At 57.0% G+C, this 21,938-nt stretch carries 24 protein-coding genes; 8 read left to right on the forward strand and 16 right to left on the reverse strand.

What is annotated here, in order from left to right:
* Positions 1 to 3 precede the first annotated feature (3 nt).
* From flgJ to G5137_RS02575, 11 genes are all read right to left on the reverse strand, one after another.
* Complete coding sequence (gene flgJ, locus G5137_RS02525) at positions 4 to 1,077, reverse strand: flagellar assembly peptidoglycan hydrolase FlgJ (protein WP_421204658.1); 1,074 nt, start codon at positions 1,075 to 1,077, stop codon at positions 4 to 6.
* Positions 1,078 to 1,120: 43 nt separating this feature from the next.
* On the reverse strand, positions 1,121 to 2,218 hold the full coding sequence (locus tag G5137_RS02530; RefSeq protein WP_216954108.1) for a flagellar basal body P-ring protein FlgI: 1,098 nt from the start codon (positions 2,216 to 2,218) through the stop codon (positions 1,121 to 1,123).
* A gap of 8 nt (positions 2,219 to 2,226) precedes the next feature.
* Positions 2,227 to 2,898, reverse strand: a complete 672-nt coding sequence (gene flgH, locus G5137_RS02535; RefSeq protein WP_421254880.1) for a flagellar basal body L-ring protein FlgH — start codon at positions 2,896 to 2,898, stop codon at positions 2,227 to 2,229.
* Positions 2,899 to 2,912: 14 nt separating this feature from the next.
* Complete coding sequence (flgG, locus tag G5137_RS02540) at positions 2,913 to 3,701, reverse strand: flagellar basal-body rod protein FlgG (protein ID WP_216954109.1); 789 nt, start codon at positions 3,699 to 3,701, stop codon at positions 2,913 to 2,915.
* A 14-nt stretch (positions 3,702 to 3,715) separates the two neighbouring features.
* The gene (gene flgF, locus G5137_RS02545; RefSeq protein WP_005344530.1) at positions 3,716 to 4,462 is read right to left on the reverse strand and encodes a flagellar basal-body rod protein FlgF; all 747 of its coding nucleotides are present in this window, start codon (positions 4,460 to 4,462) and stop codon (positions 3,716 to 3,718) included.
* A 137-nt stretch (positions 4,463 to 4,599) separates the two neighbouring features.
* On the reverse strand, positions 4,600 to 5,958 hold the full coding sequence (gene flgE / locus G5137_RS02550; protein ID WP_421173084.1) for a flagellar hook protein FlgE: 1,359 nt from the start codon (positions 5,956 to 5,958) through the stop codon (positions 4,600 to 4,602).
* A gap of 10 nt (positions 5,959 to 5,968) precedes the next feature.
* Positions 5,969 to 6,709: a flagellar hook assembly protein FlgD gene (locus G5137_RS02555; RefSeq protein ID WP_216954111.1), complete on the reverse strand. Its 741-nt coding sequence runs from the start codon at positions 6,707 to 6,709 to the stop codon at positions 5,969 to 5,971.
* Positions 6,710 to 6,724: 15 nt separating this feature from the next.
* A complete protein-coding gene (gene flgC / locus G5137_RS02560) occupies positions 6,725 to 7,144 on the reverse strand; it encodes a flagellar basal body rod protein FlgC (RefSeq protein WP_005344527.1) in 420 nt (139 codons plus the stop codon).
* Positions 7,144 to 7,542, reverse strand: coding sequence for a flagellar basal body rod protein FlgB (flgB, locus tag G5137_RS02565; RefSeq protein WP_005344526.1), 399 nt, complete (start codon positions 7,540 to 7,542; stop codon positions 7,144 to 7,146). Before flgB ends, flgC begins: the two co-directional genes overlap by 1 nt.
* A gap of 262 nt (positions 7,543 to 7,804) precedes the next feature.
* Entirely contained in the window at positions 7,805 to 8,629 is an 825-nt protein-coding gene (locus G5137_RS02570) for a CheR family methyltransferase (RefSeq protein WP_005344525.1), read from the reverse strand.
* A gap of 19 nt (positions 8,630 to 8,648) precedes the next feature.
* Positions 8,649 to 9,560 carry a chemotaxis protein CheV gene (locus G5137_RS02575; protein WP_005344523.1) on the reverse strand — a complete coding sequence of 304 codons (912 nt, stop codon included), beginning with the start codon at positions 9,558 to 9,560 and terminating at the stop codon, positions 8,649 to 8,651.
* Positions 9,561 to 9,704: 144 nt separating this feature from the next.
* Between G5137_RS02575 and flgA the strand changes: the two genes are divergently transcribed.
* From flgA to G5137_RS02590, 3 genes are all read left to right on the forward strand, one after another.
* Positions 9,705 to 10,388: a flagellar basal body P-ring formation chaperone FlgA gene (flgA, locus tag G5137_RS02580; RefSeq protein ID WP_421204980.1), complete on the forward strand. Its 684-nt coding sequence runs from the start codon at positions 9,705 to 9,707 to the stop codon at positions 10,386 to 10,388.
* Positions 10,389 to 10,481: 93 nt separating this feature from the next.
* Entirely contained in the window at positions 10,482 to 10,802 is a 321-nt protein-coding gene (flgM, locus tag G5137_RS02585) for a flagellar biosynthesis anti-sigma factor FlgM (protein ID WP_005344518.1), read from the forward strand.
* Positions 10,799 to 11,215, forward strand: a complete 417-nt coding sequence (locus tag G5137_RS02590) for a flagella synthesis protein FlgN (protein WP_040066163.1) — start codon at positions 10,799 to 10,801, stop codon at positions 11,213 to 11,215. Before flgM ends, G5137_RS02590 begins: the two co-directional genes overlap by 4 nt.
* Positions 11,216 to 11,251: 36 nt before the next feature.
* Here G5137_RS02590 and yfcE read toward each other — a convergent pair whose 3' ends face one another.
* Positions 11,252 to 11,794 carry a phosphodiesterase gene (gene yfcE / locus G5137_RS02595; protein ID WP_421221482.1) on the reverse strand — a complete coding sequence of 181 codons (543 nt, stop codon included), beginning with the start codon at positions 11,792 to 11,794 and terminating at the stop codon, positions 11,252 to 11,254.
* A 10-nt stretch (positions 11,795 to 11,804) separates the two neighbouring features.
* Positions 11,805 to 13,442: a peptide ABC transporter substrate-binding protein gene (locus tag G5137_RS02600; RefSeq protein WP_421235709.1), complete on the reverse strand. Its 1,638-nt coding sequence runs from the start codon at positions 13,440 to 13,442 to the stop codon at positions 11,805 to 11,807.
* A 157-nt stretch (positions 13,443 to 13,599) separates the two neighbouring features.
* On the opposite strand from G5137_RS02600, the gene G5137_RS02605 reads away from it, so the two are divergent.
* A complete protein-coding gene (locus G5137_RS02605) occupies positions 13,600 to 14,499 on the forward strand; it encodes a DMT family transporter (protein ID WP_421208145.1) in 900 nt (299 codons plus the stop codon).
* Between the two features lie 19 nt (positions 14,500 to 14,518).
* Here the strand turns inward: G5137_RS02605 and rsuA are convergent, their stop codons facing one another.
* Positions 14,519 to 15,211 (reverse strand): 16S rRNA pseudouridine(516) synthase RsuA, encoded by a 693-nt coding sequence (gene rsuA, locus G5137_RS02610; RefSeq protein WP_421208144.1) that lies wholly within the window; start codon positions 15,209 to 15,211, stop codon positions 14,519 to 14,521.
* 168 nt (positions 15,212 to 15,379) lie between these two features.
* Between rsuA and G5137_RS02615 the strand changes: the two genes are divergently transcribed.
* Positions 15,380 to 16,579, forward strand: a complete 1,200-nt coding sequence (locus G5137_RS02615; protein ID WP_421254856.1) for an HD-GYP domain-containing protein — start codon at positions 15,380 to 15,382, stop codon at positions 16,577 to 16,579.
* A gap of 8 nt (positions 16,580 to 16,587) precedes the next feature.
* On the opposite strand, the gene G5137_RS02620 is transcribed toward G5137_RS02615, so the two are convergent.
* Positions 16,588 to 16,767 (reverse strand): hypothetical protein, encoded by a 180-nt coding sequence (locus G5137_RS02620; RefSeq protein ID WP_227340845.1) that lies wholly within the window; start codon positions 16,765 to 16,767, stop codon positions 16,588 to 16,590.
* Positions 16,768 to 16,892: 125 nt separating this feature from the next.
* Positions 16,893 to 17,546 (reverse strand): fructose-6-phosphate aldolase, encoded by a 654-nt coding sequence (gene fsa / locus G5137_RS02625; protein WP_227340846.1) that lies wholly within the window; start codon positions 17,544 to 17,546, stop codon positions 16,893 to 16,895.
* Positions 17,547 to 17,674: 128 nt separating this feature from the next.
* Here fsa and G5137_RS02630 point away from each other — a divergent pair, with 128 nt between their 5' ends.
* From G5137_RS02630 to G5137_RS02640, 3 genes are all read left to right on the forward strand, one after another.
* Positions 17,675 to 18,571 (forward strand): glycyl-radical enzyme activating protein, encoded by an 897-nt coding sequence (locus G5137_RS02630; protein ID WP_216954122.1) that lies wholly within the window; start codon positions 17,675 to 17,677, stop codon positions 18,569 to 18,571.
* 4 nt (positions 18,572 to 18,575) lie between these two features.
* Positions 18,576 to 21,008: a formate C-acetyltransferase/glycerol dehydratase family glycyl radical enzyme gene (locus G5137_RS02635; RefSeq protein ID WP_421235713.1), complete on the forward strand. Its 2,433-nt coding sequence runs from the start codon at positions 18,576 to 18,578 to the stop codon at positions 21,006 to 21,008.
* A gap of 95 nt (positions 21,009 to 21,103) precedes the next feature.
* Positions 21,104 to 21,850 carry a DNA-binding transcriptional regulator YciT gene (locus G5137_RS02640; RefSeq protein ID WP_421254857.1) on the forward strand — a complete coding sequence of 249 codons (747 nt, stop codon included), beginning with the start codon at positions 21,104 to 21,106 and terminating at the stop codon, positions 21,848 to 21,850.
* Positions 21,851 to 21,938 lie beyond the last annotated feature (88 nt).

The raw sequence follows: 21,938 nt of genomic DNA on the forward strand, positions 1-21,938 counted from the left end.
ATGTTACAGCTCCATCTCGTTGTATCGGGCAATGGCATCACTGCGCAATACCTGTTTCAGTTTTCTGGCATAGTGCGGGTCGGTGGCATAACCCGCCTGTTGCAGCGCCTCGAAGTAGCGATCCGGACTGTCCACTCTGGCCAGGGCCCCCTTGTAGCGGGAACCGGAGGTGAGAAAGTCCACATAGTCGTTGAAGCTCTCTTCAAACGAGCCATAGGAACGAAACGCCGCTTTCTGGCGGGACGCCACACCCTCTTCATATTCCAGGGTGCTGACTACCGCCTTGGGCCCTTCCCAGCGAGGATCGGCCTTGATGCCAAACAGGTTATGGGTCATCTGCCCTTCACCATCCTTGATCACCCGTTTGCCCCAGCCGCTCTCCAGTGCCGCCTGAGCGACCAGTACCGCCGGGCTTAACCCCAACTTGTCGGCCGCTTTCTTGGCCAGCGGCATCAGGCGATGAACGAACTCTTCCGGCGTATCGAACTCTTTGCCCCCACTACTGGCGGCACTGCCCTCTTCGCTGGCCATACGTCCCATGGGCGGAATGCTGCGGTGCGGTCGACGGGGCATAGTGAGTGCGTGGCTCTCCTTGACCCCCTCGGTCATCTCTTTTTCAGCAAAATCTTTGCCAACTTTTGATGCCGAGATCAAATCAGTAGCAGCCGCCTTGGGTGGCTCGTAGGGTTTATAGACCCGTTCCGTCCGTTGCGGCATCTTGAGCACCCGGCCATCCTGATGGACAAATGTCGCCGGTGAGAGCTGCCTGGCAACCATGTCAGCCAATCCAAGCCCCCCCTTGCTGGACATGTCTGCCACTCGCTGTTCATCCAGCATCCCTTCATAGAACTGGGTATAGCTGCTGTTCATCGGGTTGTCCTGAGTCAACACCCCGTTGGCCTGACGCATGCTCTGAAACAACATCTGGGTAAAGATTGACTCGAACTGGCGCGCAGCCCCCTGCAGTGCCTCGGCCTGCCCCTCTTTGCTGTGGCTCATCTGGCGCAGACGGTCCAGGTTCTTGATATCCTGCACCACCCCGAGATTCATGCCGCTGTTGGTGTCAAACTCCGCCATTTTGCTTACCTCATTGCCACCCGTGGCAATCACTTGCCGCCAGTTACAATATGACCAGTTGCCCCTCGATGGCACCTGCCTGCTGCAGCGCCTCAAGGATAGCCATCAAATCACCGGGGGCGACCCCGACCTGATTGACCGCTCGGACCAGATCGTCCAGAGTCGCACCGGTATCAAACTTGAACATCCGCCCGGGCTCCTGCTGGACATTGATGGTCGAGTTGTTGGTGACCGTGGTCTCGCCCCCCGCCAGCGGGTTGGGTTGAGAAACCTGCTGGTTTTCGGCTATGGTCACCGTCAGGCCTCCGTGGCTGATGGCCGCCGGTTTGAGCTTCACCTGACTGCCGATAACGATGGTGCCGGTGCGGGAGTTGACGATGATCTTGGCCGCCTCGTTGGCCGGATCCACCTCCAGGTTCTCGATGGTCGCCAGATAGGAGACCCGTTGACCCGGATCTCGTGGGGCATAAACCTTGACCGAAGTGGCATCGAGTGCCTGCGCAGTATTGGGCCCCACCAGATCGTTGACCACATCGGCCAACCGACGCGCGGTGGTAAAATCGGGGCGATTGAGATTGAATGTGATGGTGTCACCCTGGCTGAAGGCATTGGGCACCTCTCGCTCTACGGTGGCACCATTGGCAATGCGGCCGACGGTCGGAGTATTGACCACCACCTTGGAGCCATCAGCCCCCTCGGCCCCCAACCCGCCGACCACCAGGCTGCCCTGCGCGACCGCATAGACCCGCCCATCCAGCCCTTTCAGGAAACTCTGCAGCAGCGTACCACCGCGCAGGCTCTTGGCCTCACCGATGGCAGAAACAGTGACGTCTATGGTCTGGCCCGGCTTGGCAAACGGCGGCAAATCCGCATGGATTGCCACCGGCGCCACATCCTTGATCTTGGGTTTGATGTTGTCCGGTACCTTGATACCAAAGTTGTTGAGCATGGTGCGGAAGGTCTGTTCGGTAAAGGCGTTGTTCTTCTCGCCGGTACCGGGTAGACCCACGACCAGACCGTAGCCGATCAACTGGTTGCTACGCACCCCCTCTACTGAGCTGATGTCCTTTATCCGGGCGGCATTCGCCATCCCCAAAGGCAGTAGACAGCAGAGCAGAGTAACCAAACGGAGTGACTTCATAACATCTCCTAGAGCGGCCACCATGGACCATTGAAAAAGCTGGTAAGCCATCCCTGTTCCTGGGTATTGGCAAGATCGCCGGTACCACCATAGTAGATACGGGCATTCGCCACTTTCTGGGATGACACGCTGTTATCCGAGGTGACATCCTCCGGTCTAATCAGACCTGTGATACGGATATACTCATTGCCATTGTTGAGCATGATCCACTTCTCGCCCCGTACCAGCAGATTGCCATTGGGCAGTACCTTGGCCACACTGACCGAAATATTGCCTTGCAGGCTGTTGCTCTGATCCGCCTTGGCCTGCCCCTTGAAGGCACTGTTTTGAGCGATGGATGCGGAGAGATCATAGGGGCTGGCAGTGACAGGCACGCCCCCCAGCGTCACCGGATCCAGATTAAACTTGTTATCCTTGCCACTCTGGGTATTTGCCTTCTTCGAGGCGGAAGTGGACTCGGCCAGCTCGATGGTGATGATGTCACCCACCTTGTGCGCCTTGATATCCGAATAGATGCCATTAACCTGATCCGGCTGAAAAATAGCACCTGTCGGTCTCACCGAGACTGGCTCCGACTCCCCGTATACGGGGGAAAACTCGGGGTCATCAGGCCTGGGTGTATTGGGAGTACTGCTACACCCCCCCAACACCAGCAACCCCAGTATCCATACGCTTTTCATCATGGCTCTCCCCATTAGGTCCGCTGGATCAGGAAGGACATCATGCCATCCACCGCAGAGAGGACTTTAGAGTTCATCTCGTAGACCCGCTGAGCCTGGATCAGATTCACCAGCTCTTCGGTGACGTTAACGTTGGAGCTTTCCAGCATCCCTTGCTTCAAGACCCCCATGCCATCCGCCCCTGCAGTTCCCTGAATGGCTGCACCGCTGGACTGGGTTTCCAGAAACATGTTCTCACCCATCGGCTGCAGACCACTGGCATTGACAAAATCTGACAGGGTGATCTGTCCGACCACTTGAGAAGCACCATCCCCCTTCAGCTGTACCGAGACCTGACCATCAGTGCCGACAGTGACACTCTGGGCATTTTCCGGGATCTGGATTTCTGGCTGCAGGGGATAACCGTTACCCGGCGTCACTATGGTGCCTTCGCTGTTAAGGGTGAATTGCCCATTACGGGTATAGGCCAGGCTGCCGTCGGGCAATTGAATTTCAAAGTAGCCACGGCCACTGATCATCAGATCCAGCGAATTATCCGTAGTCTGTACGTTGCCCTGACTGTGGTTTTTCTGGGTAGCCACCACCTTGGCGCCCGCGCCAAGCATCAAGCCGGAGGGCAACTCGGTATCCGCCGACGAACGGCCGCCGGGCTGATTGATGTTTTGATAGAGCAGATCCTCGAAAATGGCCCGCGATTTCTTGAAACCAACGGTGCTGGCGTTCGCCAGGTTGTTCGAGGTGACCGAAATATTGGTCTGCTGAGCATCCAACCCGGTCTTGCTGATCCAGAGTGCAGGATTCATAGGTAACTCCTTGATTAGCTGATACGCAGCAACTGGGTTTGGGCCTCGTCATTCTCTTCGGCCGTTTTCATCATCTTGACCTGGGTTTCAAACTGTCGTTGTAACCGGATCAGGTTGGTCATCTCATCCACCACATTGACATTGCTCCCCTCCAGGGAGCCGGCGATCAGGCCAACGTTGGCAGAGGCAGGCTCATTCTGGCCATCTTTGCGCCGAAAAAGCCCATCCTGGCCCTTCTCTACCGCATCGGCGGCCGGGTTAACCAGTTTGATCCGCTGAAAATCTTCCGACAAATTCGCGGCGGCCCCTTCAGGACGGCCACTGATGGTGCCATCCCGGTTAATCTCCAGCTTCTCCATCGGCATTGGCAGCACGATGGGTTGACCACCGTCATCCACGACGTTCAAGCCGGTAGAGGTCTGCAGGTTGCCAGTCGCATTGACCTGCAGATTTCCCATACGGGTATAGGCCTCCCCCCCCTTCGGATCTTGCACCGCAATCCAGCCGGGACCATCCACCGCCACGTCAAGATCCCTCCCCGTGGTCATCAACATGCCATGCTGCAGGTTCTGGCCGGGACGTTCCGTCATGGCAAATACCCGACTGGGCAGCCCCTCACCAAAGGCCTGCATGCTGCGGGCCTGCTCGAAATCGGATTTAAAGCCGGTGGTATTGGCATTGGCGAGGTTATTACCGCGAACAGCCAGGCTGTTCATGTTCTCTTTGGCCCCGGACATGGCGATATAAAGCAGGTGATCCATGGGATTCTCCGTCAAACAGATGACTCTGACAGCAGAACTGCAATTTGGATGCCAACAGAAGGGGAATGCCACGCCATTCGACAGTAGAGAACGATAAAAAAACGGGGCACCCAAGGTGCCCCGTCGCCTGAGAGGAATTAACGGATCTGCAAGATGGTCTGCTGCAGCGAACTGTTGACCTCCAGAGAGCGGGAGTTCGCCTGGAAGTTACGCTGGGCAGTGATCAGATCAACCAGTTCGGAGGTCAAATCTACGTTGGATTGCTCCAGCGCCGACGATTTGATGGTACCGAAGGTGCCTGAATTGGGCGTTCCCGGCAAAGCATCGCCGGAGAGCAGGGATTGCCGCCAGGAAGTATCACCCACCTGGGTCAGCCCTTGCGAGTTGGCAAATTTGGCCATGGCCACCATGGCTACCTTGATGGTGGTGGCATTGCTGTAGGTTGCAGAGACAATCCCATCCGGCGTGATCTCGACCTTGGTCAAACGGCCGACAGTGGAACCATCCTGTGACAACTTGTTGACTTCAAACGGTGAGGCATATTGGGTCACAGTGCCGAAAGTGATATCTACCTGCTGGGTAGGATCCGCACCATTGGTAATAATTCCCGCTCCTGCTGCCCCCAACTGCTCCGTTTGGATGTTTGCCGGTGTGGTCGGAGTAATCATTTTACCATCGGCACCAAAGGTAATTCGGGCACCGGCAGGTGCAGGATTCAACCCTGTGGCCATTGTTGGCGTCACCCCTCCGACGATATCGACCGGCTTGTCACCTTGATAAAGATACATGCGCCAAGCTGTCGGGCTAGCTGGCTTGGTCAGGTCTGCTGGATCTGCTTCTTTGACAAAATACTGGGTGATAGTGTGAGGTTCACCGAGCGAGTCATAAATCACCACTGAGGTGGATGAGGAGTAGGTTTTGGAATCCTTAGGGTCAAAGGTGGAGGCATCCCCCGCACCATTACCTGCAGGCAGGGGCGATGCGGTGGAAGGCAAGTTGAAACTTGCATCAATCTTGCTGGTTTTGATCGGCTCACCCGCCCGATCAGGGATCTGGATCGGCTTGGTCGCATTGATACTGACCGCCTTGGGTGTGCCATCGGCGTTGATCTCGTAGCCTTGCAGATAGTGGCCCTGATTGTTGACCATATAGCTGTTTTCATTGAGCTTGAATGCACCGGCACGGGTGTAAGTGCGATCCAGGTTGGTCAAACCATCAGAGGTGACAAAGAAGCCGTTCCCCTGAATGGCCAAATCCAGCGCGTTATTGGTAAATTGCAGCGCACCCTGATGGAACTGCTGGGCAACAGCACCGGTCGCCACACCGTTACCGACCTGAGTCTTGGCATTGACAAAGATGGAGTTGGCGTAGACATCCGCAAACTCGGCACGGGACTCTTTAAAGCCCATTGTATTGACGTTCGCAATGTTGTTAGCGGTGACGTTCAAGTCTTTTTGTGCCGCGTTGACACCGCTCAAGGCATTGTTAAATGACATATCCAGCTCCTTAGATCGATGCTGTCGACGTGGTTTTTGACGGAGTAGCCGTCTGGTTTGGATTGGTGCCTGATATTTGCAGGACGGAACTCAGCAGGGTGCTCCCCAGTCCCTTCAAATTAAGCATTGTGGGATTTGTTGCATTCCCCAGGGCAACGCTGTCGACCTTGCCATAAGCGTATGTGGGAATAGTTTCTGCCTTGCCATCCACACTGCCACTGGCCTTGATCACGTATTTGCCTGGCTTGACCCGGTTGCCCGCCTTGTCAGTGCCATCCCAGGCGATCTCCACATTGCCCTTCTGTTCTCCTTCCAGGCTAAATTCCTTGATGACCTGACCCGCCTCGTCTTCAACGATAATCTTGACACCCGCGTATTGATTGGTCGTGCCAACCTGAACGACACCGGAGACAGGGCCCTCCTTGTCCAGATAGCCCACATTGCTGGGCAAGAGTACATTCTGGCCAACCAGAGAAGATGCTTGCAGAGCCTGGCTGGAGATCATCTGCTCATTGAGCTTGCCCATCTGGGTAGACAGACTGCTGATCCCCTCCGAGGTAGACATGGAAGCCATCTGGGAGAGCATCTGGGCATTGTCCACCGGCTTGAAGGGATCCTGATATGATAGTTGCATGGTCAGCAGTTTCATAAACGAAGCCTGATCCAGCTCTTTCTTCGGCGTCGTTGTGGTGCCTGTGGTCTGGGTCGTGGTACGGCCAATGCCGTTCACACTGTTTGTGGTGTCGACCATGTTGCATCCCTCCTATCAGGATTTGCCAAGCTGGAGCGTCTGCTGCAGCATCTTCTTGGCCGAATCTGCAACCTGTACATTGGTCTGGTAGCTGCGCGAGGCATTGATCATGTCAGCCATCTCTTCAACCATGTTGACGTTCGGTTTGAAGATAAAGCCATCCTTGTCCGCCATCGGGTGGTTAGGGTTGTACTCCTTGAGCAGTGGAGCCTTGCTCTCGACAATGCCCTTCACCTCAACGCCGACCGATCCCTGCTTATCTGACATGGCCTGATCGAGCTGAGCGGCAAAAATTGGCCGCCTTGCGTGGTAAGTGTTTTCCACGCTGGAGCTTACGCTGTCCGCGTTGGCCATATTGCTGGCAACCGTATTGAGACGCACGGACTGCGCACTCATGGCCGAGCCGGCAATATCAAAGACCTTGAACAAACTCATCACTGCTCTCCTTTCAGGGCTTTAAGCAGGCCACTGATCTTGCGATTCATAAATTCCAGGGAGGTTTGGTACTCCAGACTGTTGCGCAAGAACTCGCTCCGCTCCTGCTGCACATCCACCGTGTTGCCATCACCCGTATCAGGCTGCAACGGATTGCGGTATTGAACAGTACCGGGGGCATCCATATTCAAGGCAAAGTGCTTTTCACTGGTTGTTACCAGGCCAAAACCCTGTTTATGCTGGGCATCCTGCAATGCCTGTGCAAAGTTGATATCCCTTGCTTTAAAACCTGGCGTGTCCGCATTGGCAATATTGCTGGACAACACCTCGGCACGCTTGGCGCGAACACCCAGCGTGTATTGATGGATACCAAATGCCTTGTCGAATGAAAAAGCCATAGCACACCTCCTGCTTGGTATATTTTGCTTGCAAGAGATGTGCCAGACGATTTTCAAAATGTTGCCAGGTTGTCGAGCCTAGCTATGAAAGCCTTTAGACGGAGTGCAAGGATCTGCTGCGCGATAGATAGGAACATGGCGCAATGCCATCACGAATGGAGCTATAAGAATGGAGCCATAAAGAGAGAAGGAGGCACTGTGCCTCCTTCTCTTATAAACAATGTCACCAATCACAACTCATTGAATACCATGGGCTGCAACGTTATTTGACCTTGTAAACAATTCCGGGATTGCACCGAATCATCTCGAATCGGTCAGTCAAACCCGCCAGCGATTCCGACGCTCCCAGCATCAGGTATCCACCAGGATTGAGGCTGGATGCAAACTGGTTGAGGATTTTTGACTTCACTTCCGGTGCAAAGTAGATAAGCACGTTACGGCAAAAAATGATGTCAAATTTACCGAGCAGACTATAACTCTCCAGCAGATTGAGCGGCCGGAAGGTGGTCAATTTTCTGACTCGCTCTACCACCCGCATTTTGTTGTCACCATAGGGCTCAAAAAACATCTTCTTGCGCTCTGGCGACAATCCGCGTGCCAAAGCCAGACTGTCATATACCCCTTCCTTGCACTGATTCAGCATGGTAGTCGATATGTCTGTCCCGACAATCTGCACTCCACCGGGCAAGGTACCCGGCTTCTTCATCTGCTGCTCCAGCGCCGTCATGGCGATAGAATATGGCTCCTGTCCCGAAGATGAGGCAGCAGACCAAATCTTGACAGGGCGACCACTTTTGCCCAATTCAGGAAAAATCTTGTCGGTCAGCAGCTGGAACGGATATGTATCACGAAACCAGAGGGTCTCGTTAGTGGTCATCGCATCAACAACCGCCATTTTCAGGTCACGCTCTCGTACACTCATTGCACGGGTGACCAGTTCAGACAGACTCTCGATGCCAAACTGTGCCATCAAAGGTGAAAGACGGCTCTTCACCAGATACTGTTTGTTATCACCCAGCACGATCCCGCTCTGAACCGCAAGAAAGTTGCTGAACTGTTTGTATAAGTCATCCGAAAGTGTCTTCATGCAGCTGTTCTTCTTTAAATTAGAGTGCGTTTTGTACGGCTTTGGCCAATTCATCAGGCTGGAACTTGGCAATAAAGTTGTTTGCACCAACTTTTTGCACCATAGCCTGGTTAAATACACCACTGAGCGAGGTATGCAGAATAACATGCAAATCTTTGAGATTGGGATTATTCCGGATCTCGGCAGTGAATGTATAGCCATCCATCTCGGGCATTTCGATATCGGAAATCACCAGCGCAATCTGATCCTTGATAGGGCCATTTTTGGTCATCTCCAGCAGCATGTTCAATGCTTCGCGGCCATCTTTTGCCAGCACGCATTCAACTCCGATCGCCTCCAGCGCACGCTGTACCTGTTTGCGCGCAACCGAAGAGTCGTCAGCAACCAATACGGGACGTCCCAAGGTCGGATGCTCGACACTGGCCTCCACCAGCTCCTGGCTGACCTCAGTAGAAACCGGAGATATTTCGTTGAGAATACGTTCAACGTCGAGGATCTCGACCAACTCGCCATCAACCTCGGTAACCGCCGTCATATAGTTGATGCGACCAGCCCCCTTGGGGGGAGGAAGGATAGATTCCCAGTTCATATTGATGATGCGCTCGACCGAGTGCACCAAAAAACCCTGAATGGAGCGGTTGTACTCGGAGATGATAATGAAGCACTTGCTCAAATCTTCAATGGGGCGCTTGCCCATTGCCATGCTGAGATCGATGACCGAGATAGTCTGGCCACGAATATGAGCCACTCCGCGAATACAGGAGTTCAACTTGGGCATCACGGTCAAGGGGGGGCACTGCAACACTTCACGCACTTTGAATACGTTGATGCCAAATCTTTGACGTCCATTGAGACGAAACAACAACAATTCCAGCCGGTTTTGCCCCACTAGCTGGGTACGTTGGTTGACCGAGTCCAGGATACTGGCCATAAACACTCCCTAAAAACGCTTGGCATTAATCATGCATGCGTGATGGATTGCGTCAGACTATCGATGTGACAACAAACAGATTCTGAAGCAATCATAGTTAAATATGGTGATATGCGTGAACAACTTATCGACCGACGAGCGAAAATGATTAACCGACTTTTACTCATCAGCCTCTTTTTTGGCAGCATATCCTCGAGCCATGCCTCGGATGTCACAACCTATCTGAGAGAGCAGGCACAAGAGTTCGTTTATGGTCAACTCGATCTGCCGCTGGATGCCAGAGCAGAGGTCACTGCCGCGACCCTTGATGAGAGACTCCCGCTAACCCGTTGCGATGATCTGTTGACCATCAGCTTGCCAGCAAAAATGGAAATTCGTCGTAATACAACTGTTTACATGAAGTGTGAGGAAGAAAAACCCTGGGATGTCTACTTACCGGTAAGGGTCAGTATTCAAAAACCCTTTGTTACTGTCACCGACCCCATTACCAAAGGGGATCTGCTGAATGAAAGCAAGCTGGTAGTGGCGTTTCAGGATCAAACCCTGATCCGTGGTGACTATCTGACCAACCCGGCCCCTCTGATTGGGGTACGCAGCAAGCGGGAGATCAAACCGGGACAGCCCATCCGCTTGAGCCAGGTTTGCGTGATATGTAAAGGGGATCAGGTCACCCTGACAGCCGAAAACAGCAACTTCCAGATCAAAACCATGGCCCGAGCCTTGCAAGATGGCAGTTTCGGAGAGATCATCAAACTCGTCAATATTCGCTCCGGCAAAACGGTGGAAGGTAAAGTCACAGCAGTCGGTGCCGCATCGGTCACTTTTTGATATCCGGAGCCTGAACAATTTTTTTTCTAAAGTTTTGAGCTGCCGCACCGATAAACAGGTAAGCAAACCTTAAAGCAGACGAAGGTAACTAAAATGGCCATCAACAATATCAACAACTTGGCGAATAATCGGTTGCAAAATACCGCTAATAGCCAAGGGACAGGCAGCAAGTCAGTCACCTCATCGCCCGAAAACAAAGCGACCACTGTCAAGCTGGACTCCGTCTCCTTGACCAGTGAGGCGCAACAATTGCAAAAAATGCAACAGAACCTCAATACCGCCTCAACCGGCAACGAGAGCAAGGTTGAACGACTGAAAAAAGCCGTCGCGAGTGGCGAATATCAGGTTAACAGCGACGCTGTAGCCAAGAAGATGTTCAGTTTCGAGGCCAATCTGGACAAAGTTCTGGGATGATGGACTTACCTTCGTTACTGCACACCCAAGATGATTACCTCAGCCAGATGCAAGGCATTCTGGAAGAGGAGTTCAGCTTGCTCGAGCAGCATCAGGCACTGGCCCTGCCTGCACTGACCGAGCGCAAACAGCAGTTGCTTGCTGCGATAGAAACTCTGGACAAGACACTGGCAGAGATGCCGGAACTGGCACTGCAGCTGGCAGCCTATCCCGACGAGATGGCGCAGCTTCGTGCAAAACTGGATGCCTGCCAGGCACAAAATGATATCAACGGTCGCTTGCTTGAATTGAGCATCGTCTCCAACCGTCGTCTGGCAACCTTTCTGAGTCAGTTGCGTGATCGCAACAGCCTGACCTATGACGCCAAAGGCAATACTCGCTCTGGCACCCGCTCCTACGGTATCAAGGCCTGACATCTCTTATCAGGCCTTGCATTTTTGCTCTTCGTTTTAAAGCGCAAGGCGCAACAACTCCCGCCCATCCTCACACGCGTTGACGCGCAGTACCCCATCCTCATAGCTTCCATAACTGGCTGGCAGCTCGCCGCGCGGGAAACAGATTGACCCCGGGTTCATCAATATCCGTTCCCCCTGCCACTCCAGCACAGGTACATGGGTGTGGCCGCTCAGGAACAGACTACCCGGCGGTAGCTGTACCTCGTCCGGGCGATAAAGATGACCGTGGCTGACAAACCAGCGCCGCTCATCGATCAGCAACTGGTTGTAGGGGGCGGTGATGGGAAAGCGCAACAGCATCTGATCCACTTCGGAATCGCAATTGCCCCGCACCGCGATGATCTGTGGCGCAAGCTCGTTGAGCCTGTCAGCCACTGCCGCCGGGTTATACCCTTCCGGCAGAGGATTACGCGGGCCATGGTTGAGCAGATCGCCGAGCAGCAGATAGTGATCCGGCTGCCAGGAGTCAAGTCGGGTCAATACCCGCTCCAGCGCAATGATGCTGCCGTGGATGTCGGAAATGATGGCAAGTTTCATGAAATGCTCCTCACTGCGGGCTGAAATAGAGATCCTTGGTGGCAATCGTCCCTTTCAAATTCTGGCAGGGCAGTCCCCGCAGGGTGGGGTCAACCAGTCTCATCTGATTGTAATGATACACGGGGAGGATCGGCGCCTCTTCAAGCAGCAACTGTTCGGCATGCCGGTACAATTCAACCCGACTCGCACTGTCCAGCGTATTGGCAGCCTGCTCCAGCAGCAGATCAAAATCGGGATTGCAGTAGCCGCTCTCGTTGCGCAGATCCTGACAACGGAAGCTGCCCAATATGGCTGACGGCTCCACGTAATCGCCAAACAGGAAACTTCTGGCCACCTGGAAATCACCGCTATCCTTGGCCACCTGATAGGCGCCCCACTCCAGACTGTTGAGGGTGACCTGTACCCCCAGCTTCTGCCACATGGCAGCAATGGCCATTGCCATCTGCTTGTGGGTGTCGGCACTGTTGTAGGTAATGCTCAGCTTGAGTGGATTAGCGCTGTTATACCCGGCCGCTGACAGCAGTGCAGCCGCTTTGGCCTGACGGGTCGGCATATCTTCAAGCGCGACAGGCAATACCACCCGGGGGTAACCTGGCATCTCCGGCAACAGCGACCATGCCGCCTGTTCACCCTGCCCGCTCACCGATTCAATGAGCTGCAGTCGATCAACCGCCATGGAGAGCGCCTGACGCACCCGCACATCCTGCAGTTCCGGGCGTTTCAAATTGAATGCATAGAGATAGGTACCAAACAGCGGCAAGCCCCAGAGCCGCTCCGGGGATCCGCGCTTCATCTTCTGGTAATAGCCGAGGGAGACCTTGTTGGTCAGCTGGATTTCACCGGCCTCATAACGCAACCGCTCCGCATGTTGCGAGGTGATAGGCAGGTAGGTGACTCGCCCGATGCGAGTGTGGCGATCGTCCCAGTAGTGGATATTGCGTTCGGCTTCGAGTCTCTCGTTAGGCACCCAACTAGCCAAACGATACGCCCCATTGCTCACCAGCTTGCCGGGCTCGGTCCACTGTTTGCCAAACTGGGCTATCACCTGCCGATTGACCGGTACAAAGGGACGCTGACTTATTAGCTGCAAAAAATAAGGAACCGGCCGCTCCAGGGTGACTTTCAGGATCTGATCGCTTTGCGCCTCAATGCCAAGATTGTCGAGCTCCAGTGCGCCGGCATAGATGGATTGCGCATTGTTGATCCCCATGGCCAACAGCAATCCGGCAGAAGGGGAGTTGATGGCCGGATCGAGCAGACGGCGCCAGGCATAGACGAAATCAGCGGCCACCAGCGGCTCGCCATTGGACCACTTCAGTTGGGGGCGCAGGAAAAATCGCCACTCCAGCCCATCTTCACTGACCTCCCAGCGCTGTGCCTGAGCCGGGACGATATGCCCCTGGCCATCCTCACTGACCAGCCCTTCAAAAAGATCGACCAACACGGCTTCCCCCGGAAAACCGGAGCGCACCAGTGCCGGGTCAAGGGATTCCGGTTCGGCACCATTGCCTTTGACCAACATCTGCCGGTCGGCCACAGGAGGCTGCTGTACAACGGCTGTTGCATGAGCCTGTGGAACGGCCAGCGCGGCAAGCAATAGGGGGGGGAGCCAGCGTCGCGCCAGCGTGGGGAAGAAACCAGACCTCATGACAAAACCTCGAATAAAACTACTGCAGGAGGGGGAAGGCCGACGGCTCGCCTTATGAATGCCTGATGCCGCGCTTGTTATCCCCGAAAACGCCCCGTATTGTATCGGGCTTGCCCGGGAGATGGAGTCTTTCGGGAGATTTTTTTCAGGAGTTTTTATGGGTTATGAGTGGCTGGCCCTCGCCTCGGCCAGTTTATGGGCAATTGCAGCGCTGATTTCGGTCAAACCGGCCCGTCATCTCGGCGCATTTGCCTACAGCCGCTGGCGCATGTTTCTGGTCAGCCTGATGCTCGGCAGCATCAGCCTGCTCAGCGGCGGCTGGCAAACCCTCACCGCCGGCACACTTCCACTGCTCGCCCTCTCCGGACTTATCGGCATTTTTATTGGTGATACGGCGCTCTATGCCTGCATGAACAGGATGGGCCCAAGACGCAGCGGCCTGCTCTTCTCCTGTCATGCCCTCTTCTCAGCCATGCTGGGGCTCTGGTTGTTTAATGAGCCACTGACCGGATGGCGCTTGCTGGGTGCCTTGCTGGTTTTTGTCGGCGTGATGCTGGCGATCCTGTTTGGCAGGCGCAGCAACAATAACGAGTGGGAGCAGATCCGTGGCGGCCTGGGAATAGGCATCACGCTGGGTCTCACCGCTGCGCTTTGCCAGAGTCTCGGTGTGATCATCGCCAAACCTGTGATGATGAGCGGCAATGTCGATGCCGTCAGCGCGTCCGGGGTCAGAATGGCCACCGCGTTGCTGGCACACTGCAGCTTGCGACTGGCAGGAATGCCTATCGCACGTCCGTTAAACCCTATCAACCGTAGGGTCCTAGCTATGATCATCGCTAATGGCTTCCTGGCGATGACGCTAGGCATGACGCTGATCCTGATTGCGTTACGGCAGGGCGAGGTTGGCATGGTGGCCATTCTCTCCTCCACCACGCCGGTACTGCTGCTGCCACTGTTGTGGTGGCACTCGGGGGAGCGGCCATCCATTGCCGCCTGGGTGGGGGCACTGATTGCCACCCTGGGTACGGCACTGGTGCTGGGTTTCAGCACTCACTGACACCCGGCAACAAGCTTGATCAGAACAGGGCGATCTCGTCAACGGTCAGCTCACGGTATTCACCGAGAGCAAGCGTCTCATCCAGCGTCAGGCCGCCAATCCGCTCGCGATGCAAGCCAACGACCTTGTTACCGATGGAGGCAAACATCCGCTTGACCTGATGGTACTTGCCTTCGTGAATTGTCAGCCTGGCCTCGCACTCACCGAGAATTTCCAGCTGGGCTGGACGGGTTTTATCGGTCTCGTTGCGCAGGTAGACCCCTTCGGCGAACAACTCGATTGCATCCGGGCTCACCGGGTCGGCCAGCCAGACGTGATAGGTTTTGGCACATTCGCGACGCGGCGAGGTGATGCGATGGGACCATTGACCATCGTCGGTCACCAACACCAGTCCGGTGGTATCGAGGTCAAGGCGCCCCACCACGTGCAGCTTGCCCATCGCCGGCTCATCCATCAGGAAGAAAACGGTCGGGTGATCCGGATCCTCGTTGGAGCAGACATACCCTTCCGGTTTGTGCAGCATGAAATAACGGTTGCGCTGCTCCAGCGTCAGCAGCACGCCGTCAAACTCGATCTGGCTCTGCTCATTGATATGAAAGGCAGGCTGCTTGACCACAATGCCATCCACCATGACCTCACCCTGACGGATCAGTTTGCCTGCCAGCGAGCGGGTCAAATCGGAACAATCGCACAGAAATTTATCAAGCCGCATTCACAACCTCGGAGTCCAACAAGTAAAGGGGCGTCATTATATCGGGCGGGGGCGACAACGCCACTGTTAAGGGGTTGCCAATTATGACGAACTGGTCATCCGATGTTACACTTCTCGGGTGCAATCCATCCGCACGATACTCATAATAATAAGAGTCAGGAAGCCCTCATGAAGTCTCAAGCATCCTACCCCGTCATTCCCGTCAACCAGCTGAAACCCGGCATGTATGTCATTGCTATCGCCAGCCAGACAGGTGGGATGGAGATTGCCCGGATGGGCATGGTGACCAGTGTGGCGCAAATTGCCAATCTGGTGCGTCAGGGGGTGCTCACGGTACGCATCGATCTGGCCCGCAGCAAGCTGGGCAGTACCGAGAGTGACGCCATCACCTCCCCTGACCTCAATGCCAACAGTGCTCAGGCAGGACGCCGGGTCGGGGCCAACGGCGAAGGGCGGGAGCTGAAGATCCGCCGCCTCTATCAGGAGGCGCGCGAGCTGCAAGGCAAGTTCATTCGTCAGCTCAAGGCGGGTGAACCCATCAACATCACCCCGCTCGCCGAAGTCGCCGAGGAGATGGTGGACACCATGTTCACCCATGGCGATGCCATGCTCTGCCTGGCCCGTATTCGTGCCAAGGATGCCTATCTGATGGAGCACTCCATGAACGTGGCCATCCTGCTGGCCAACTTCGGCCGTTATCTGGGGCTGGAGCGCAGCGTGCTCAAGGAGTTGACTCTGGGAGGGCTGTTGCACGACGTGGGCAAGATCATGACGCCGGACGAGGTGCTCAACAAACCGGGCAAGCTGACCGACGAGGAGTTTGCCATCATGCGCCAGCATGTGGTGCATAGCTACGACATTCTCCGCAATACCCCCGGCATCACCCCAACCATGCTGGAAGTAGCCGCCAACCACCACGAGCGGCTCGATGGTACTGGCTACCCACTAAGGCTCAAAGGGGATGAACTCTCCCTCTATACCCGCATGAGCGGTATTGTCGATGTCTATGACGCAGTAACTGCCGACAGAGTCTACAAGGCTGGCATGCAACCCACCCAGGCCTTTCGCATTCTGCTAAGGGGAGTCAACCAGCACTTCGATGCCGAACTGGTCACCAAGTTCATCAAGTGCATGGGGGTCTATCCGGTGGGAACGCTGGTACAGCTTTCAAACCAGCGGTTGGCCATCGTGATGCAGCGCAACGAGCAGCAGCCGCTCAAGCCGGTGGTCAAGGTGATCTATCACGCTTCCCAGCGCCACTACCTCGATGTGCAGTGGCTGGATCTGGCCAGATCGAGTGTGAAGGAGAGCATCGAGTGCACGGTCGACCCCAAAGAGTTTGGCATCAACCTCACCAACTTCTTCTAACTCTGTCCTCACGACTGGCGCTGGCTATCGAGCCAGTGCCGGATCAGAAACTCCTCATCCAGCGGCGAGAGATCGAAACGCTGGCTGGCCTCTTCGATGGCGGCGATATCGTACTGGTGGTGCTCACTGAGCCAGCGCACCGCACGTCGCAGATCTTCACCATGGGGGAGCAGCAGATGGTCGCTCATGGGATACCTCCGGTAGATCGCAAGGCAGCCAGCGCATCTGACTGCCTATTACAAGTCTAGTCGGTCAATCCCAATCCCCTCCTGCGTCTCCTCACCCTCCCCCATCTGTCACTGCAATCAGGCAATCAGCGACCGAAAGCGCGCTGCCAATCCTGATCGAACTTCACCAGCGCCGCATCCACCGCTGGCACGTTCATCAGCTGCTCCGCCACATCGAGCGGCAGAGTGATGGACTGGCAACCCGCCAGCAGGCAGTCGAGCGCCTGGCGCGGGGTACGGAACGATGCCGCCAGCACCTTGCTGTTCGGCGCGTGCAGCGCAAGCAGCTGTTGCAGCTCCTGCACGGTGGCGATGCCGTCACCCCCCTGGGCATCCAGCCGGTTGACGTAGGGCGCCACGTACTCTGCCCCCGCCACCGCCGCCAGCCAACCCTGCAGCGGGGTATAGACAGCGGTGCCCAAAGTCGGCACACCGTTGGCGGTCAGGCTCTTGATGGCCGCCAGCCCCTCTGCGCATACCGGGATTTTGATCACCAGATCCGGGTCCAGCTCACGCAGAGCGAACGCCTCGCGCACCATCTCGGTTTCGGTTTTGGCCATCACCTGGGCAAACAGGCGCGCCTTGGGCCCCAGCACATCGCGCAAGGCGGGCAGCAGCTCACAGAGCGGCAATCCCCCGGCGGCGGTAATGGAAGGATTGGTGGTGACACCGGCCAACGGCAGGATCCGTGACCAGCGACGCACTGCCGCCACATCGGCGGTATCGAGATACAGCTCCATCTCTAACTCCTTAACGGGATGTTCAATATGTCGCCATTCTAGCGAGAAAACATCTGCAAACAGCTTGATCGAAATCAAATCAACTTTCGAATGAAAGAAAATAGAATGCAAATACAAAAGGAGGCGGTATGATTTTCGACCTGCAACGATATTCAACTCACGATGGCCCCGGCATTCGCACCCTGGTGTTTCTCAAGGGGTGCTCGCTGGCCTGTCGCTGGTGTCAAAACCCGGAAAGCCGCTCTCCCAAGCCGGACATACTACTCGACCGGCGCCAGTGCATCGAGGGATGCCAGCTCTGCAGCCAGGCTTGTCCGGCAATCTTGCGTGACAGCGAGGGCATCCAGCTCAGCCGTTCTGCCCTCAAGGCCGATGATATGGAACGGCTGCGCGGCCTCTGCCCAAGCGAAGCGCTGCAGGTGTGCGGCCGCGATGAAACCCTGGACACCCTGATGGACACCATCTTGCGGGATCGCCCCTTCTTCGAGCGCAGCGGCGGTGGCGTCACCCTCTCAGGTGGCGAACCGTTTATGCAGCCCGAATTTGCTGCCAACCTGCTGGCCCGCTGCAAGGCCGAAGGGCTGCACACCGCGGTCGAGAGCTGCCTGCATGTGCCCTGGCACCAGATTGAGCAAAGCCTTCCCTCACTGGATCTGCTGCTGGCGGACCTCAAACACGTGGATAAAGAACGTTTCTTCCACTGGACCCGCGGCAAGGTGGAGTTGCCCATCGCGAACCTCAAGCGCCTCGCCGAGCGCGGCGTGCCGATGCAGATCCGGGTGCCACTCATTCCCGGCTTCAATGCCGACCACGCGTCGATCGAAGCCATCACCGACACCGCTGCCAGCCTCGGCACGGTGCAGGAGATCCACTTCCTCCCCTACCACACGCTGGGGATGGGCAAATATGCCCTGCTGGATCTGCCCTATCAGGCGCCTGAGACACCGTTTGACGACCCCGATTTACTCCACTTTGCCCACGCATACGCCCAACGTCAGGGGCTGACCCCTGTGACCAGAGGATAAGATCATGACCCAGCTCGACCTCAATACCCTGAGCCCGCGGATCCGCGCCCACAAAGAGAGCCTGATCCACATCGTTCAGCCGCCGGTCTGTACCGAGCGGGCCCGCCACTATACCGAGGCCTATCAGACTCATCTCGCCCGGCCGCTGCCGGTGCGCCGCGCCCTGGCTCTGGCCCATCACCTCAAGGAACGCACCATCTGGATCAAGCACGACGAGCTGATCGTCGGCAATCAGGCCAGTCAGGTACGGGCGGCGCCGCTCTTTCCCGAATACACGGTGAGCTGGATTGAGAAGGAGGTCGACGAGCTGGCAGATCGCCCCGGCGCCGGTTTTGCAGTCAGCGAAACCGACAAGGCGATCATCCACGCCCTCACCCCCTTCTGGCGCGGCCAGACGGTGCAGGATCGCTGCTTCGGCCTCTTTACCGACGAGCAGAAAGCGCTGCTGGAGAGCGGCATCATCAAGGCCGAGGGCAACATGACCTCGGGGGATGCCCACCTCGCGGTCAACTATGAGGAGCTGCTCACGCTGGGGCTCGATGGCTTCAAGGCCAAGGTGGCCGAGCGCCGCAGTCGGCTGGATTTGGCGGATTGGGCCGATCTGCAGCGCGAGCAGTTCCTGCACGCCGTCGCCATCACCCTGGATGCGGTCAGCGCTCATATCGGGCGCTACGCCGCCCTTGCCCGTGACATGGCCGCGCAAGAGCCGCGCCCCGAGCGCCGAAACGAGCTTGAGACCATCGCGCTCAACTGCGCCCACATCGCCCACCAGCCCCCCGAGACCTTCTGGCAGGCGCTGCAGCTCTGCTACTTTATCCAGCTCATCCTGCAGATCGAATCCAACGGTCACTCGGTGTCGTTTGGCCGGATGGATCAGTACCTCTACCCCTGGTATCGCCGCGAGGTGGAATTGTCGGAATCCCTGCCTCGGACGCGCGCCATCGAGCTGCTGCAAGGGTGCTGGCTCAAGTTGCTAGAGGTGAACAAGATCCGCTCCGGCACCCACTCCAAGGCATCCGCCGGCAGCCCGCTCTATCAAAACGTCACCATCGGCGGCCAGAACTGGCGGGATGGCAGTGCCCATGACGCGGTCAACGGCCTCTCCTACGCGATTCTGGAGTCCTGCGGCCAGCTGAGATCCACCCAGCCCAACCTCTCGGTGCGCTACCATGCCGGGATGAGCGAGGATTTCCTCGACGCCTGCATTCAGGTGATCCGCTGCGGCTTTGGCATGCCCGCCTTCAACAACGACGAGGTGGTGATCCCCGAGTTCATCAAGCTCGGGGTGAGCGTGGAGGATGCCCACCACTACGCCGCCATCGGTTGCATCGAGACCGCCGTGCCCGGCAAGTGGGGCTATCGCTGCACCGGCATGAGCTTTATCAACTTCGCCCGCATCCTGCTGGCCTCCCTTGATGGCGGCCGCGATGCCACCACCGGCAAGGTATTCCTGCCCCAGCCCCAGTCGCTGCGAGACGGGAGCTTTGGCAACTTTGACGAGGTGATGGCCCGCTGGGACGAACAGGTGCGCTACTTCACCCGCAAATCCATCGAGATCGACTGCGTGGTCGACAGCGTGCTGGAGGCTCAGGCCCACGACATCCTCTGCAGCGCCCTGGTGGATGACTGCATCGAGCGCGGCAAGACCATCAAGGAGGGGGGCGCCGTCTATGACTGGGTCTCAGGTCTGCAGGTGGGGATCGCCAACCTCGGCAACAGTCTGGCTGCCCTGAAGAAACTGGTGTTCGAACAGGGGATAGTGGATCAGCAAGAGCTGGCCGAAGCACTCGAGCAAGATTTTTCAGGACTGGAGGGGGAGCAGCTGCGCCAGCGCCTCACCAATGCAGCCCCCAAATATGGCAACGATCTGGACGAGGTTGACCTGCTGCTGGTGCAGGCTTACCAGAGCTACATCGACGAGCTCAAGGGGCTGCACAACTCCCGCTTCGGCCGTGGCCCCATCGGCGGCACCTACTATGCCGGCACCTCCTCCATCTCGGCCAACGTCCCCTTCGGTGCCGCCACCATGGCCACCCCGGATGGCCGCCACGCCCGCACGCCGCTGGCGGAAGGGGCCAGCCCCTCGTCGGGTTCGGATCGTCTCGGCCCGACGGCGGTGTTCAACTCCATCGGCAAGCTGCCCACGGCGGCCATCCTCGGCGGGGTGCTGCTCAACCAGAAGCTGAGTCCGGCGAGCCTTGAGAACGAGCGGGACAAGGCCAAGCTGATGAGCCTGCTGCGCACCTTCTTCGAGGTGCACAAGGGGTGGCACGTGCAGTACAACATCGTCTCGCGGGAAACCCTGCTGGCAGCCAAGGCCAATCCGGATCAATACCGGGATCTGGTGGTACGGGTGGCGGGCTATTCAGCCTTCTTCACCGCCTTATCCCCGGATGCGCAAGATGATATCATCGCCCGCACCGAGCACAGTCTCTGACGGGGCGCTCCCCATGGCGCCTGTGACGTCATATGATTGGCAAGCCACCCCACGGGTGGCTTGCCGCTATCCACCACCTTGCATGTGAGCGCACCATGAATCCACGCCACCAACTGATCCTCACTCTGGTCCATCAGGCTCGCAAGATGAGCGTGAGTGAACTCTCCCGACATACCGGCGTGTCTGAGGTGACGGTGCGCAACGACCTCACCGCGCTGGAGAAGCAGGGACTGCTCAGACGGGTACACGGCTCGGCCATGGCGCTGGAGACCGATGACCCGGATGCCCGGATGAACATCAATTACCTGCTCAAGGAGCGCCTCGCCGAGCGTGCCGCCCAGCTGGTAGAGGATGGCGAGACAGTCTTTATCGAAGGGGGCAGCGCCAACGCCATGCTGGCGCGCCATCTGGCCCTGCACAAACGGGTCACCATCATCACCATCAGCAGCTATATCGCCCATCTGCTCAAAGACACCCCGGCTCAGGTGGTGCTGCTCGGCGGGCTGTTCCAGCATCAGAGCGAGAGCGTGGTGGGGCCGCTCACTCGCCTCTGCATCGAGCAGGTGCACTTCTCCAAGGCCTTCATCGGGGTGGATGGCTTTCATCCCGAGATGGGGTTTACCGGCCGCGACATGATGCGGGCCGATGTGGTCAACAGCGTGCTTGCCAAGGGGATGACCAATGTGGTGATCACCGACAGCAGCAAGTTTGGCGCCATCCACCCGAGCCAGCTTGGCACGCCGGGCCAGATCAACGTGCTGGTTACCGATGATGCCCTGCCCGCCCCCATGCGGGCAGCCATCGCGGCCAAGGGGATCACCCTGCACTGCGTTGCGGCCTAGGCCACCCGCTAATTCACGCTATTTCATTGACCTGACAGGATAAAATTTTCATGATGAGCCAGTCCCCATCGGGACTGACATCACCAGT

Source organism: Aeromonas sp. 600282, assembly GCF_049175755.1.
Lineage (GTDB): Bacteria > Pseudomonadota > Gammaproteobacteria > Enterobacterales > Aeromonadaceae > Aeromonas > Aeromonas veronii_A.